Below are 14,364 nucleotides of genomic sequence, written 5' to 3'. Positions count from 1 at the left end.
CCTCACAGCGCTCCTGCCTCACAGCGCCTCCGCCAGGAGCTCCGCCAGGTGGCGGGCCCGGACTCCGCCCAGCTGGGCGATCTGGGTACGGCAGGAGAACCCGTCGGCGAGGACCGCCGTGCCGGGCCCGGCCGCGCGCACCGAAGGCAGCAGTCGTTCCTCCGCGCACGCCACCGAGACGGCGTGGTGGCCCGGCTCGAAGCCGAAGTTGCCCGCCAGGCCGCAGCAGCCGCCACTGAGGTCCCCGGTGAGGCCGGCGCGTTCCCGCAGCCGCCGGTCGGCGGCGTCGCCGAGCACGGCGTGCTGGTGGCAGTGGGTCTGGCCGACGACGGCGCGGTCCAGCCGGGGCGGGGTCCAGTGCGGGGCGTACTCCTCCAGGGTCTCCGCGAAGGTGCGGACCGCCGCCGCGAGGCGCTCCGCGCGCGGGTCGTCGGGGAGCAGGGCGGGCAGGTCGGTGCGCAGGGCCGCCGCGCAGCTGGGTTCCAGGACGAGAACGGGTCCGCGCACCTCCCCCAGGGCGTCCAGGGTGCGGCGCAGGACGGTGCGCGCGCGGTCGGGGCGGCCGGTGGAGACGAGGGTGAGTCCGCAGCAGATCCGGCCGCGGGGGACGTCGACGGTGAGCCCGGCCGCCTCCAGGACCCGTACCGCGGCGCGGCCGGCCTCGGGGGCGAGGTGCTCGGTGAAGGTGTCGGGCCACAGGGTCACCCGGGGGCCCGCCGGCGCCCCGGGGGCCGCGCCCCGGCGCCTCCACCACCGGCTGAACGGCGTCCGGGCGACGGGCGGCAGGGGCCGTTCGCGGGTGAGGCCGGGGACCGGCAGCAGTCGGGCGGCGGCGTTGACGAACGGCGCGGCGCGCAGCGCCGCGACCGGCCGGAGCAGGTCCGGGAGGTCGCCGAGGAGGTAGTGGGCGAGGGGGCGGATCCGGCCCGCCCAGTGGTGGTGCAGGAACTCGGCCTTGTACGCGGCCATGTCGACGCCGACGGGGCAGTCGCTGCGGCAGCCCTTGCAGCCGAGGCACAGGTCCAGGGCCTCGGCGACCTCGGTCGAGCGCCAGCCGTCGGTGACGATCTCCCCGGCCAGCATCTCGTGCAGCAGCCGGGCCCGGCCGCGGGTGGAGTGCCGTTCGTCGCCGGTGACCCGGTACGTCGGGCACATCACGCCGGGCCCGCCGCCCTGTTCGGTGCGGCACTTGGCGACGCCTACGCAGCGGGCGACCTCCGCCGCGAACGGGGTCGCGGGCAGGACAGCGAAGCGGAGGTTCTCGTCGAGCCGGGCGGGCCGCACCAGCATGCCCGGGTTCATGCCGCCCGCCGGGTCCCACAGGTCCTTGTAGGCGCCGAAGAGCCGGATGACCTCCGGGCCGTACGTCTTCGGCAGCAGTTCGGCCCGGGCCTGCCCGTCACCGTGCTCCCCCGACAAGGAGCCGCCGTGCGCGGCGACCAGGTCGGCGAGTTCCTCCGAGAAGGTCCGGAAGCGGGCCACGCCCGGCGGGGTGAGCAGGTCGAAGTCGATCCGGACGTGGACGCAGCCCTCCCCGAAGTGCCCGTACGGGGTTCCGCGCAGCCCGTGCTGCGCCAGCAGCGCGCGGAACGCCCGCAGGTAGGCGCCGAGCCGGGCGGGCGGGACCGCGCAGTCCTCCCAGCCGGGCCAGGCCATGGTGCCGTCGGGCATCCGGGTGGCCGTCCCGGCGGCGTCCTCCCGGATCCGCCACAGGGCGCGCTGCGCCGACGGGTCGGTGACGAGCAGCGCGTCGACGGTGTCGGCGGCGCGCATCAGGGTGCGGGCGGCGCCCTCGTCGGGCATCTCCACGAACAGCCAGGCGCCGCCCGCGGGCAGTCCGGCGGCCCCGCGGACCAGGTCCTGGGCCATGCCCTCGACGGTGAGCGGCCCGTACGGGAGGAGTCCGGCGGCGGCGTCGGCGGCGGCGCCCTCGTCGGCGTACCCGAGGACGGCGAGGACGGGTGCGGACGGCACTTCGACGAGGCGGACCACCGCCTCGGTGACCACGCCGAGGGTGCCTTCGCTCCCGCAGAAGGCGCGGGCGGCCCCGACACCGCGTTCGGGCAGCAGGGCGTCCAGGGCGTAGCCGGAGATCCGCCGGGTGAAGGCGGGGGCCCCGGGTGCGGCGGGCCCGCCGAAGCCCGTGCGGAGGGTGGCGAGGTTCCCCTCGACGAGTTCCCGCAGCCCGGTGGGCGTGCCGGCCCAGCCCGTCCCGAGCCGGTGGGTGGTTCCCCCGTAAGCGGTGACGGACAGCTCGGTGACGTTGTCGGCGGTGGTGCCCCGGGCGACGGAGTGGGCGCCGCAGGCGTTGTTCCCGATCATCCCGCCGAGGGTGCAGCGGGAGTGGGTGGAGGGGTCGGGGCCGAAGGTCAGTCCGTGCGGGCGGGCCGCGTCGAGCAGCCGGTCGAGGACGAGTCCGGGCTGGACGACGGCCGTCCGGGCCGCGGGGTCGAGGGAGAGCAGGGCGTTCATGTGCCGGGTGAGGTCGAGGACCACTCCGGTGCCGGTCGCCTGACCGGCGATGGAGGTGCCGCCGCCGCGCGGGACGACGGGGACCCCGGCGTCGGCGCAGATCCGCAGGGCGGTCGCCACGTCCTCGGCGTCGCGCGGGGCGACCACGCCGGCCGGGACGCGGCGGTAGTTCGAGGCGTCCATGGTCACCAACGCGCGGGCGGCGGCCCCGAAGTCGACCTCTCCGCGCAGGTTCGCCCGCAATGTCCGTTCGAGTTCGCCGGGTGTCGTCACGTCGCCCACCCTGCCACCGTCCCGGGGCGTCTCATCCGGTGGACGCGCTTCCAACACGCGGACCCGGACCCGATACGCTCCGCTCGTGGCTGAGATCCAGATTCCCGCTGACATCAAGCCCGCCGACGGACGCTTCGGCGCGGGCCCCTCCAAGGTGCGGACCGAGGCGCTGGACGCCCTCGCCGCCACCGGTACCTCCCTGCTCGGAACCTCGCACCGCCAGGCCCCGGTCAAGAACCTGGTCGGCTCGGTGCGCGAGGGCCTGCGGGACCTCTTCTCCCTCCCCGAGGGCTACGAGGTGATCCTGGGCAACGGCGGCTCCACCGCCTTCTGGGACATCGCGACCCACGGACTGATCGAGCAGAAGTCCCAGCACCTGACCTTCGGCGAGTTCTCGTCCAAGTTCGCCAAGGCCGCCAAGCTCGCGCCGTGGCTGGACGCGCCGTCCGTGATCTCCTCCGACCCGGGCACGCACCCCGAGCCGGTCGCCGAGGCCGGCGTGGACGTGTACGCGTACACGCACAACGAGACCTCGACGGGTGTCGCGGCGCCGATCAGGCGCGTCGCCGGCGCCGACGCCGGTTCGCTCGTCCTGGTCGACGCGACCTCGGGCGCCGGCGGTCTGCCGGTCGACATCACCGAGTCCGACGTCTACTACTTCGCCCCGCAGAAGTCCTTCGCCTCCGACGGCGGCCTGTGGCTGGCCGCGTTCTCCCCGGCGGCCCTGGAGCGCGCGGCCCGTGTGCACGCCTCCGGCCGGCACATCCCGGAGTTCTTCTCGCTGCCGACGGCGATCGACAACTCGCTGAAGAACCAGACGTACAACACCCCGGCGCTGTCCACCCTCTTCCTGCTGGACCAGCAGCTGCGGTGGATGAACTCCCAGGGCGGCCTGGAGTTCACGACCGGCCGTACGGCGGCCAGCGCGCGGAACCTGTACGGCTGGGCCGAGGCGTCGAAGTACGCGAGCCCGTTCGTGCAGGACGCCGACAAGCGTTCCGCCGTCATCGGCACGATCGACTTCTCGGACGACATCGACGCGGCGGCCGTCGCCAAGGTGCTGCGCGCGAACGGCATCGTGGACACCGAGCCGTACCGCAAGCTCGGCCGCAACCAGCTGCGCGTCGCGATGTTCCCGGCGATCGACCCGGCGGACGTGCAGGCGCTGACCGCGTGCATCGACCACGTGATCGAGCAGCTCTGACCGTACGGGCCCACGCCCCGCACCCGCAGCACCCGCAGCATCCGGAACCCCGGCGCCCGCCCCGGCGCCGGGGTTCCGGCGTTCCCGTCCGCCCGGCGGCTCTCCCGATCCGCGGCGAACCTCCGCCCTCCGCAGGGACCTTGGTCCCAAAAATCGGGGCAAAGAGCCCACCAAGGGAAGATCTCGGCGCCCCGTCCGGCCTGCGCGTTCGCGACGCGGGACCTTCGGCGGGAGGCGATCGGGCGCCGGAACCCCCTGCAACCGAGTGCCCCGTGATGTCCCTCATGTCTGATGTGCCGGGAAAAAGCCCGGCCCGTTCAGGAGGAACCCCATGCGCAAGGCACTCACCCTCTCGGCGATAGCCCTCGCCTCGTCGATGGCCCTCGGCGGCGCCGCCACCGCTTTCGCAGCCGACTCCCCGGCCTCCCCCTCGCCCACGGCGAGCGCGAGCACCCGCCCGGAGCAGGCCCGCGCCTCCCTGTCCGTACCCGGCTCCCCGGTGAAGCCGGGTGACTCCGTCACCCTCTCCATGGAGGTTCCCGACGGCTCGACGCACCTCTCCGTGTCCTCGGCGGCCCTCAAGGACGTCCGGATGACCGACGGCAGGGGCGTCAGCGCGAAGGTGGCCGACGTCAAGGACGGCGACTACGGGGTCTCCCTCGTCGGTACCGGCCCCGACGGACAGAAGCTCCAGGCCACCGCGCAACTGCACGTCGTGTCGGACGCCAAGCCCACCCCGGCGCCGTCCACCCTCCGACTGTCCCAGGACTTCGGCCGGCCCGGGGACCGGATCGTCGTCACCGTGAAGACCTCCGCGAAGGACGCCTCCGTCAAGTCCGAGGCCTTCACCGGCGGACAGGTCAACCTGAAGAGCGACGGCAAGGGCACCTTCACCGGCACCGCCACCGTCGCCGCGGACGTCAGGACCGGCTACTACGGCGTCGACGCCTACGCGGGCGGCAAGAAGTTCGACACCGTGAAGTTCTCCACCGAGGGCAAGGCCGCCCCGGACGTGAAGCCCGTGAAGCCGGACGTGAAGCCCGTCCAGCCGCTGCGCCCCAGCGAGCACCGGATCCCCAAGGGCTCCGTGAACACCGGTCAGGCCCCCGCCGGCACCGCCGCCGAGCCCACCCGTGGCTGAGCGCACCCCCCTCCGCCCGGGCAGCCGCACACACCGTGCGGCCGCCCGGGCCGGTGCCCGGCCCCTGGCCCTCGTCCCCGCTCTCGTCCTGCTGCTCGGCGCCGCGTCGGCCGGCTGCTCGGGCGGCGCGGGCTCCGCGCGGGCGGCCACCACCCCGGCCGCCTCGGCCGTCTCCGTCCTCGGGCCGGCCGTACCGGACCGGATCGAGATCCCCGACATCAAGGTCGACGCCCCCCTCGACACCGTCGACCTCGACGCCAAGGGCGTCATGCGGGAACCCGACTTCGCCAAACCCGACGACGCCGCCTGGTACCGACAGGGCCCCACCCCCGGCGAGCCGGGCGCCGCCGCGATCGTCGGCCACATGGACACCCCGCAGGCCCCCAAGGCCGTCTTCTTCAACCTCAAGGAGCTCAAGAAGGACCAACGGATCGAGGTCCACCGCACCGACGGCACCACCGCCGTCTTCACCGTCGACGAGGTCGACACCTTCAAGAAGGACGCCTTCCCCACCGACCGCGTCTACAACGACACCCACGGCAGGGCCGAACTGCGCCTGATCACCTGCGGCGGCGACCTCACCGCCGACCGCCACTGGGACGCGAACGTCGTCGTGTTCGCACACCTCACGGGCAAGGCGTAGCCCCGCACGCGATACCTTCAGCAGTTCGGGGCAGGCTCGGGGGTTCCGGGCCGGGCGAGTTCTTGGAGGCAGCGGCGTGAGCGTGCGAGTGACGGCGGCACAAAGTGGCGGGGACCCCTTCGGGACCGCACGACTGCGGCGCGGGGTGCTCGACGCCTGGGGCGCGGGACCGGCCCGATTCCGGGAGGACGCCAACGCCGAGGAGGACCTGGCGCTCGGCGGCTACCGGGACCGGCTCGTCGTCGAACTGGCGCAGAACGCCGCCGACGCCGCCGCCCGCGCCAAGGTCCCCGGCCGGCTGCGGCTCACCCTGCACCCCGGCGACGGCGGGCACGCCGTCCTCGCCGCCGCCAACACCGGGGCCCCGCTCGACGCCACGGGCGTGGAGTCGCTGAGCACCCTGCGGGCCTCCGCCAAGCGCGAACCGGGCGGCGCCGGGGAGACCGTGGGCCGCTTCGGCGTCGGCTTCGCGGCCGTCCTGGCCGTCTCCGACGAACCGGCGGTGCTCGGCCGCCACGGAGGTGTGCGCTGGTCCCTCGCCGAGGCCCGCGAGATGGCCCGGGACGCCTCCAACGGCAGCCCGGGCCTCGGCGACGAACTGCGCCGCCGCGACGGCCACGTCCCGCTGCTGCGCCTGCCGTTGCCCGCCGAGGGCACCGCCCCCGAGGGCTACGACACCGTCGTCGTCCTCCCGCTGCGCGACGCCGCCGCCGAGGAACTCGTCGAACGGCTGCTGGCCGGCATCGACGACGCGCTGCTCCTCACCCTGCCCGGCCTGCGCGAGGTCGTCGTGGAGACCCCGGCCGCCGGACACCGCGTCCTCTACCGGACCACCGACGGCCCGTACACCGTCATCGAGGACTCCGCCTCCGGCACCCACCGCTGGCGCACCGTCCGTCACAGCGGGCCCATCGAGCGGGAACTGCTCGCCGACCGGCCCGTCGAGGAACGGCTGCGCCCCACCTGGACCGTCACCTGGGCCGCCCCCGTCGACCCGGACGGCGCCCCCGAGCGGCCCCGGACCGCGCCCGTCGTCCACGCGCCGACCCCCACCGACGAACCGCTGGGCATCCCCGCGCTGCTCATCGCCTCGCTGCCGCTCGACACCTCGCGCCGCCACCCCGCCCCCGGACCCCTGACCGACTTCCTGGTGAAACGCGCCGCCGACGCCTACGCCGAACTCCTCGGCTCCTGGGACCCGGTGACCACCGCCCTCGTCGACCTGGTGCCCGGCCCCCTCGGCAAGGGCGAACTCGACGGGGCCCTGCGCGCCGCCGTCCTGCAACGCCTGCCCCGCACCGCGTTCCTCGCCCCGGCGGCCCCGCCGGTCCCCGCCGACGGATCCGCCGACCCGTCCGCCACCGACCACGCCGAGCCCGGCGGGCGGGCCGCACTGCGCCCCTTCGAGGCGGAGATCGTCGAAGGGGCCGGCGCCGACACCGTACGGGTGCTCGCCGAGGTCCTGCCGACCCTGCTGCCCGCCGGGCTGGAGCGCCGCCCCGAGCTGCGCACCCTCGGGGTGGGCCGGCTGCCGCTGGGCGACGCCATCGAGCGGATCGCCGGCATCGAGCGCACCCCGCAGTGGTGGCACCGGCTCTACGACAGCCTCGCCGGGGTGGACCCCGACCGGTTGTCCGGGCTGCCCGTCCCCCTCGCCGACGGCCGCACCGCGATCGGCCCGCGCCACCTGCTGCTGCCCGGCACCGACACCCCCGCCGACCTGGCCCGGCTGGGCCTGAAGGTGGCCCACCCGGACGCCGCGCACCCGCTGCTGGAGAAGCTCGGCGCCCTGCCCGCGACCCCGCGCGCCGTCCTGACGACCCCGCAGATCCGGGCCGCCGTGGCCGGCTCCCTCGACGTCGGGGAGATCTGGGACGAGGACGCCCTCGACGCCGACGAACTCGCCGAGGTCGTCCTGACCCTGGTCCGCGACGCCGGCCTGGCCGCCGGTGACGAACCGTGGCTGGGCGCGCTGGCGCTGCCCGACGAGGACGGCGAACTCACCCCGGCCGGCGAACTCCTGCTCGCCGGGAGCCCGCTGGCGTCCGTCCTGCGCGAGGACGAAATCCCCTACCTGGACGCCGAGTTGGCCGCGCGGTGGGATGCCGGAACGCTGGCCGCCTGCGGGGTGCTGACCGCCTTCCAGCTGGTCCGCGCCACCGACGTCGTCCTCGACCCGGACGACCTGGAGCCCCGCGACGGGGACTTCGCCGAACCCGACGACGTCGGCCTGCTCGACGCCGTCGACGTGTGGTGCGAGGACCTCCTCGACCAGTTCCCCGACACCCCCGTCCCGCCGGTGGCCACCGAACTCGTCGCCGTCCGCGACCTCGACCTCGTCGACGACGACCGCTGGCCGCAGGCCCTGGCGATGCTGGCGCAGCCCCCGCTGCGCGACGCCCTCGTCCAGCCCGTGCGGATCCTGCTCCCCGACGGCACGACGCAGTCCGTGCGCCCGTACACCGCCTGGTGGCTGCGCGACCACCCGGTGCTCGACGGTCGCCGCCCCGCCGGTTTGCGCGCGGCGGGCGGGGATCCGCTGCTGGAGGGCCTGTACACGCCGGCGGACGCGACCGGCTTCGAGGACGAGCAGGTGCTGCGGGCGCTGGGCGTGCGCACCACCGTGCGAGCCCTGTTGGAGGAGCCCGGCGGGGCGGCCGAGCTGTTGGCCCGGCTCGCCGACCCGGACCGCGAGGTGACGGGCGGCCGGCTGCACGGCCTGTACGGGGCGCTGGCCGATCTGGACCCGGAGCAGGTGACGCTGCCGGACGAGCTGCGGGCCGTGGTGGACGGCGAGGTGGTCGTGGTCGACGCGGCCGACGCGCTCGTCGCGGACGCCCCCGACCTGCTGCCGCTGACCGGGGGCCTGCCGCTGCTGCCGGTGGCGCCGGCCCGGGCGGCCGACCTGGCGGACCTGCTCCAGGTGCGGCGCCTCTCGGACACCGTCCCGGCGGAGGTGACGACCCCGGGCGAGGAGCACGAGGTCCCGGAGTCCGTGCGGGTGCTGCTGGGGCCGGCGACCCCGCCGACGTACCTGGAGCACGAGGAGCTGATCGCGGGCGGCATCGAACTGGACTGGCGGCGCACCCCGGACGGCACCCTCCACGCGGCCACCCTGGAGGGCGTGGCGGCGGGTCTGGCCTGGGCGGCGCACCAGTGGCCGCGCCGCTTCGAGGTCGCGGCCCTCCTGGAGGACCCGTCCCGCACGGCGGAACTGGCCCGCGACCGCTGGTTCGACTGACACCCGCGCGCGGGGCCCGGACGGCGACGTCCGGGCCCCGTCCGTCCGCGGGCGTTACGCCGGGAACCTGCGGTCGACCCAGCGGAACGCGAACTCGATCAGGGCCGCGGCCCCGACGGCGATCGCGACCGCGATCCACGGCATGGTGACGCCCACCAGCTTGAGCTGGAAGAACTCCTGGAGCCACGGCACGACCAGGACGATCAGGAAGGCGCCGCCCATGGCGCCGACCAGTCCGACGCGCCACCACGTGTACGGGCGGGCGATGATCGCCAGGACCCACATCGAGGTCAGGAACAGGGTCAGCGTCGCCGCGCTGGTCTCGGCCTCCAGGGCCTCCGGGCCGCTGTAGTGGGCGCGGGCGACGATGTACGTCACGAAGGTGGCGGTGGCCGCGATGACGCCGCCGGGGATGGCGTAGCGCATGACGCGTTTCACGAAGTGCGGCTTGGCCCGTTCCTTGTTCGGGGCGAGGGCCAGGAAGAACGCCGGGATGCCGATGGTCAGCGTGGACAGCAGCGTCAGGTGGCGGGGCAGGAACGGGTACTCGACCTGCGAGCAGACCACGAGGACGGCCAGCAGGACCGAGTAGACCGTCTTGGTGAGGAAGAGCGTGGCGACGCGGGTGATGTTGCCGATGACGCGGCGGCCCTCGGCGACCACCGACGGCAGGGTGGCGAAGCTGTTGTTGAGGAGGACGATCTGGGCGACGGCCCGGGTCGCCTCGGAGCCGGAGCCCATGGAGACGCCGATGTCGGCGTCCTTGAGGGCGAGGACGTCGTTGACGCCGTCGCCGGTCATGGCGACGGTGTGACCGTTGGACTGGAGGGCCCCGACCATGTCCCGCTTCTGCTGCGGGGTCACCCGGCCGAAGACGGAGTTCCCGTCGAGGACGGCGGCCATCTCGGTCCGGTCGGCGGGCAGGCCCCGGGCGTCGACGGTGTTCTGGGCGCCGGGCAGCCCGAGCTTCCCGGCGACCGCGCCGACGGAGACGGCGTTGTCACCGGAGATGACCTTGGCCTTGACGTCCTGGTCCTCGAAGTAGCGCAGGGTGTCGGCGGCGTCGGGGCGCAGCCGCTGTTCGAGGACGATCAGGGCGGTGGGCCGGACCTCGTCGGCGACGGCGGGGTCGTCGAGTTCGCGGGTGGAGCGGGCCAGCAGCAGGACGCGCAGGCCCTGCTCGTTGAGGCCGTCGATCTCCTCCAGGGCGGGATCGCCGGCGGGGAGGAGGACGTCGGGGGCGCCGAGCAGCCAGGTGCTGTTCTCGCCGTCGCCCTCGCTGAAGCCGGCGCCGCTGTACTTGCGGGCGGAGGAGAACGGCAGGGATTCGGTGCAGCGCCACTCGGCGCTGTCGGGGTAGGCGTCGATGATGGCCTGGAGGCTGGCGTTGGGGCGGGGGTCGGACTCGCCGAGGGCGCCGAGGACCTTCTTGACGTAGGTGGGGTCGGCGCCGCCGAGCGGGCGGAGCTCGGTGACGTCCATGCCGCCCTCGGTGAGGGTGCCGGTCTTGTCGAGGCAGACGACGTCGACGCGGGCGAGGCCCTCGATGGCGGGCAGTTCCTGGACGAGGCACTGCTTGCGGCCGAGCCGGATGACGCCGATGGCGAAGGCGACGGAGGTGAGGAGGACGAGCCCCTCGGGGATCATCGGGACGATGCCGCCGACGGTCCGGGCGATGGCGTCCTTGAGGTTGTTCTCCTTGACGACGAGCTGGCTGATGATCAGCCCGATCGAGGTCGGGATCATCATCCAGGTGACGTACTTGAGGATGGTGGAGATGCCGGAGCGCAACTCGGAGTGGACGAGGGTGAAGCGCGAGGCCTCTTCGGCCAGCTGGGCGGCGTAGGCCTCCCGGCCGACCTTCGTGGCGGTGAAGGCGCCGACGCCGGCGACCACGAAGGAGCCGGACATGACCTGGTCGCCGGGCTTCTTCAGGACGGGGTCGGCCTCGCCGGTGAGGAGGGATTCGTCGATCTCCAGGCCGTCGGCCTCGCCGACGACGCCGTCGACGACGACCTTGTCGCCGGGGCCCAGCTCGATGACGTCGTCGAGGACGATCGCGGAGGTGGAGATCTCGGCGGTGGTGCCGTCGCGACGGACGCTGGGTTTGGCCTCGCCGATGACGGCGAGGCCGTCGAGGGTCTTCTTGGCGCGCAGTTCCTGGATGATGCCGATGCCGGTGTTCGCGATGATCACGAAGCCGAAGAGGCTGTCCTGGATGGGCGCGACGATCAGCATGATCACCCACAGGACGCCGATGATCGCGTTGAAGCGGGTGAAGACGTTGGCGCGGACGATCTCGGTGGTGGAGCGCGAGGAGCGGACCGGGACGTCGTTGACCTCGCCGCGGGCGACCCGTTCGGCGACCTGCGCGGTGCTGAGGCCGGCCGGTTTGAAGCGCGGGGCGGGCGGTGTGACCGGGTGCACCGGATCGAGCTCGGCCCCCGCGTCGATGGCGGCGCCGGACCGCTCCGGCCCGTCCTGGTCGGTCTTCGCCCGCTGCGTCATGCTTCCGACCGTAAACGGGGTTCGAACGGTTCACCCGCCGAGCGGTCGCAAGATCCGACCTGAGGATGAGCGGAATCCTCCCCTGGTCCCCCGCGTCCCGCCCGCGCGTCCCCCGGCACGCCTACGGGTCGGCGTCGGTCGGGACCACCGGTCGGCATCGGGCGCGGTGGCGGACGGGACCACCGGTAGGGGTCGGGCCCGGTGGCGGGTGGGACTACCGGTCGGTGGTGGGGGCGGCCGCGTCCCGGTCCGCCTGCTCGGCGGCGTGCCGCTTGAGGGCGGCGTCACGGCCGCGGACGTACCAGATGCCGATGAGGCCGAGGGCGCCGCCGGCGGCGCAGGTCCACAGCCACCACAGCAGGTCCCGGTCGGCGAACCAGCCGTAGAAGGGCAGCTGGACGACGAACATGGCGAACCAGAGGATCGTTCCGCCCGTGATGGTGGCCACCACCGGGCCCTCAAGGGGCTCGGGCGCCTCGTGTGTCGCTGTCCACTTCGCCATGCCGCCCAGTCTAGGTGGCCTGTTTTCGGGTCTACGCGCGGAGATGGACTGGCCTCCAGTGATGTGTTCATACTGAAACGGTTTGCCTACGGCCTGATTCGTTCGTACGAACCACCTATAGACCAGTTTGAGGACCGCATGAGCACCTCGGCACCCGCCGCGGCCCCCACCACCGGCCTGGACCGCTACTTCAAGATCTCGGAACGCGGTTCGACCGTGGCCCGCGAGGTCCGGGGCGGTCTGGCCACCTTCTTCGCGATGGCCTACATCATCGTGCTCAACCCGATCATCCTGGGCAGCGCGAAGGACATGTACGGGCACCAGCTCGACGGCGGCCAGCTCGTCACCGCCACCGTCCTGACGGCCGCCTTCACCACCCTCCTCATGGGCGTGATCGGCAACGTCCCGATCGCGCTGGCGGCCGGTCTCGGCGTCAACACCGTCGTCGCCCTCCAGCTGGCCCCGCGCATGAGCTGGCCGGACGCCATGGGCATGGTCGTCCTCGCCGGTTTCGTGGTGATGCTGCTGGTCGCCACCGGTCTGCGCGAGCGGGTCATGAACGCCGTCCCGCTGGGCCTGCGCAAGGGCATCGCGATCGGCATCGGCCTGTTCATCATGCTGATCGGCCTGGTCGACTCCGGCTTCATCACCCGCATCCCGGACGCCGCCCACACCACCGTCCCGCTCCAGCTCGGCACCGACGGGCACCTGCACGGCTGGCCGGTCCTGATCTTCGTGGTCGGCGTCCTGCTCACGCTCGCCCTGCTGATCCGCAGGACGCCCGGCGCGATCCTGATCTCCATCGTCGTCATGACGGTGGTCGCCGTCGGCGTCCAGCTGGTCACCGACCTCCCGGGCCTCGCCTGGGGCCTGACCGTGCCCGAGTGGCCGGGCAACCCCGTGGCCGCGCCCGACTTCGGGCTCGTCGGTCAGGTCAGCCTGTTCGGCGGCTTCGGCAAGGTCGGCCTGGTCACCGGCGTCCTCTTCGTCTTCACCGTGCTGCTGTCCTGCTTCTTCGACGCGATGGGCACCATCCTCGGCGTCGGCGACGAGGCCAAGCTGATCGACGCGGACGGCAACTTCCCCGGCATCAACAAGGTGCTCCTGGTCGACGGCCTGGCCGTCGCCGCGGGCGGTGCGACCTCGTCCTCGGCGACCACCTGCTTCGTCGAGTCGACCGCCGGCGTCGGCGAGGGCGCCCGTACGGGCCTGGCCAACGTCGTGACGGGTGGCCTCTTCGCCGTCTCGCTGTTCCTCACGCCGCTCGCCACGATGGTCCCCTCCCAGGCCGCCACCCCCGCGCTCGTCGCGGTCGGCTTCCTGATCCTGGCCGGCTCGGTCAAGGACATCGACTGGAGCGACTTCACCATCGCCGTCCCGGCCTTCCTGGCCATGGTGATGATGCCCTTCACCTACTCGATCACCAACGGCATCGGCATCGGCTTCATCAGCTTCTGCGTCCTGCGGGCCGCGACGGGCCGGGCCCGCGAGGTCCCGGCCGCGATGTACGTCGTGTCGGCGGTCTTCGTCTTCTACTACGCGATGCCGGCCCTCGGCCTCACGTAAGGCCCTCACGTAAGGCCGTAGAACTTCTCCGTCTCGTCGACCGCGGTCTTGAACCGCTCGTCGAAGTCATCGCGAATGAGCGTCCGGACGACATAGTCCTGGACGCTCATTCCGCGTTTGGCGGCATGGTGCCGGAGCCGCTCCAGCAGCTCCCCGTCTATGCGCATGCTCAGCACATGTGTCCCCATGCCGAAAGAGTCGGGCCACAGGTAGCGGACGCGTGCCGCTTTCCGCGCCCGACTCACCCGTACGAGTGACTCGATCTTTGCGGTGTGTGGCGCGCCACGTCCCGGGTGTGTCCCACGGCTCGATCAACCCGGTGTTCCTTAGGGAGAGTAATGAGTTACTCTAAATACATGCCTGACCTTTCCCATGGCGACGATGCTGCCGCCGTGAACGACCTCCGCTCCGCCGTCATGCGGCTGGGCCGGCGCCTCAAGCACCAGCGGGTCGACGAGTCGCTGAGCCCCACCGAGATGTCGGTGCTCGGCACCCTCGCCCGCTGCGGCCAGGCCACCCCCGGTGAGCTGGCACGCCGCGAGCACGTCCAGCCCCCGTCGATGACCCGCATCGTCGCGCTGCTGGAGGCCAAGGGACTGGTCACGCTGGAGCCGCACCCCGACGACCGCCGCCAGAAGGTGGTCCGCCAGACCGAGGTGGCCGAAGCGATGCTCGAAGAGAGCCGTCGCAAGCGCAACGCCTTCCTGGCCGGGCTCGCGGCCGAGCTCGACGAGGACGAATGGGCCAAGCTCCGCGCGGCGGCCCCCGTCCTGGAGAAGCTCGCGCACCTTTAGGAACGACGCCAGGAGGCGAA

Annotated in this window: 10 protein-coding genes; 6 read left to right on the top strand and 4 right to left on the bottom strand. The window is 73.3% G+C overall.

The features are described from left to right. Window positions 1-18 precede the first annotated feature (18 nt). Window positions 19-2,745, bottom strand: coding sequence for an FAD-binding and (Fe-S)-binding domain-containing protein (locus ACZ58N_RS22080; protein WP_471162457.1), 2,727 nt, complete (start codon window positions 2,743-2,745; stop codon window positions 19-21). An 85-nt stretch (window positions 2,746-2,830) separates the two neighbouring features. On the opposite strand from ACZ58N_RS22080, the gene serC reads away from it, so the two are divergent. From serC to ACZ58N_RS22060, 4 genes are all read left to right on the top strand, one after another. After that, on the top strand, window positions 2,831-3,949 hold the full coding sequence (serC, locus tag ACZ58N_RS22075; protein WP_471162454.1) for a phosphoserine transaminase: 1,119 nt from the start codon (window positions 2,831-2,833) through the stop codon (window positions 3,947-3,949). A gap of 331 nt (window positions 3,950-4,280) precedes the next feature. Then, window positions 4,281-5,090 carry a hypothetical protein gene (locus ACZ58N_RS22070; protein WP_471162451.1) on the top strand — a complete coding sequence of 270 codons (810 nt, stop codon included), beginning with the start codon at window positions 4,281-4,283 and terminating at the stop codon, window positions 5,088-5,090. Beyond that, window positions 5,083-5,733 carry a class F sortase gene (locus ACZ58N_RS22065; RefSeq protein ID WP_471162448.1) on the top strand — a complete coding sequence of 217 codons (651 nt, stop codon included), beginning with the start codon at window positions 5,083-5,085 and terminating at the stop codon, window positions 5,731-5,733. The genes ACZ58N_RS22070 and ACZ58N_RS22065 overlap by 8 nt, the downstream gene beginning before the upstream one ends. Before the next feature lie 76 nt (window positions 5,734-5,809). Further along, entirely contained in the window at window positions 5,810-8,974 is a 3,165-nt protein-coding gene (locus tag ACZ58N_RS22060; protein ID WP_471162446.1) for a sacsin N-terminal ATP-binding-like domain-containing protein, read from the top strand. Between the two features lie 54 nt (window positions 8,975-9,028). Here the strand turns inward: ACZ58N_RS22060 and ACZ58N_RS22055 are convergent, their stop codons facing one another. Together ACZ58N_RS22055 and ACZ58N_RS22050 are read right to left on the bottom strand one after the other, a co-directional pair. Further along, window positions 9,029-11,482 (bottom strand): HAD-IC family P-type ATPase, encoded by a 2,454-nt coding sequence (locus ACZ58N_RS22055; RefSeq protein ID WP_471162443.1) that lies wholly within the window; start codon window positions 11,480-11,482, stop codon window positions 9,029-9,031. Between the two features lie 214 nt (window positions 11,483-11,696). Next, window positions 11,697-11,984 (bottom strand): DUF2530 domain-containing protein, encoded by a 288-nt coding sequence (locus tag ACZ58N_RS22050; RefSeq protein ID WP_471162441.1) that lies wholly within the window; start codon window positions 11,982-11,984, stop codon window positions 11,697-11,699. Between the two features lie 138 nt (window positions 11,985-12,122). Between ACZ58N_RS22050 and ACZ58N_RS22045 the strand changes: the two genes are divergently transcribed. Continuing rightward, on the top strand, window positions 12,123-13,550 hold the full coding sequence (locus tag ACZ58N_RS22045) for an NCS2 family permease (protein WP_471162438.1): 1,428 nt from the start codon (window positions 12,123-12,125) through the stop codon (window positions 13,548-13,550). A 5-nt stretch (window positions 13,551-13,555) separates the two neighbouring features. Here the strand turns inward: ACZ58N_RS22045 and ACZ58N_RS22040 are convergent, their stop codons facing one another. Continuing rightward, the gene (locus tag ACZ58N_RS22040) at window positions 13,556-13,738 is read right to left on the bottom strand and encodes a ribbon-helix-helix protein, CopG family (protein WP_266574969.1); all 183 of its coding nucleotides are present in this window, start codon (window positions 13,736-13,738) and stop codon (window positions 13,556-13,558) included. A gap of 168 nt (window positions 13,739-13,906) precedes the next feature. Between ACZ58N_RS22040 and ACZ58N_RS22035 the strand changes: the two genes are divergently transcribed. Next, window positions 13,907-14,344, top strand: a complete 438-nt coding sequence (locus ACZ58N_RS22035) for a MarR family winged helix-turn-helix transcriptional regulator (protein ID WP_471162435.1) — start codon at window positions 13,907-13,909, stop codon at window positions 14,342-14,344. The last annotated feature ends 20 nt before the right edge of the window (window positions 14,345-14,364 follow it).

Source organism: Streptomyces sp. NPDC040432 (assembly GCF_055595445.1).
The sequence above is the reverse complement of the archived record's forward strand: the minus strand, read 5'-3'. Positions and strand labels throughout refer to the sequence as shown.

What these genes read in the sequence shown, in the direction of transcription:
- ACZ58N_RS22070 (WP_471162451.1), top strand. Translation starts at nt 4,281, where the DNA reads ATGCGCAAGGCACTCACCCTCTCGGCGATAGCCCTCGCCTCGTCGATG.
- ACZ58N_RS22055 (WP_471162443.1), bottom strand. Translation starts at nt 11,482, where the DNA reads ATGACGCAGCGGGCGAAGACCGACCAGGACGGGCCGGAGCGGTCCGGC.
- ACZ58N_RS22050 (WP_471162441.1), bottom strand. Translation starts at nt 11,984, where the DNA reads ATGGCGAAGTGGACAGCGACACACGAGGCGCCCGAGCCCCTTGAGGGC.
- ACZ58N_RS22045 (WP_471162438.1), top strand. Translation starts at nt 12,123, where the DNA reads ATGAGCACCTCGGCACCCGCCGCGGCCCCCACCACCGGCCTGGACCGC.
- ACZ58N_RS22040 (WP_266574969.1), bottom strand. Translation starts at nt 13,738, where the DNA reads ATGGGGACACATGTGCTGAGCATGCGCATAGACGGGGAGCTGCTGGAG.
- ACZ58N_RS22035 (WP_471162435.1), top strand. Translation starts at nt 13,907, where the DNA reads ATGCCTGACCTTTCCCATGGCGACGATGCTGCCGCCGTGAACGACCTC.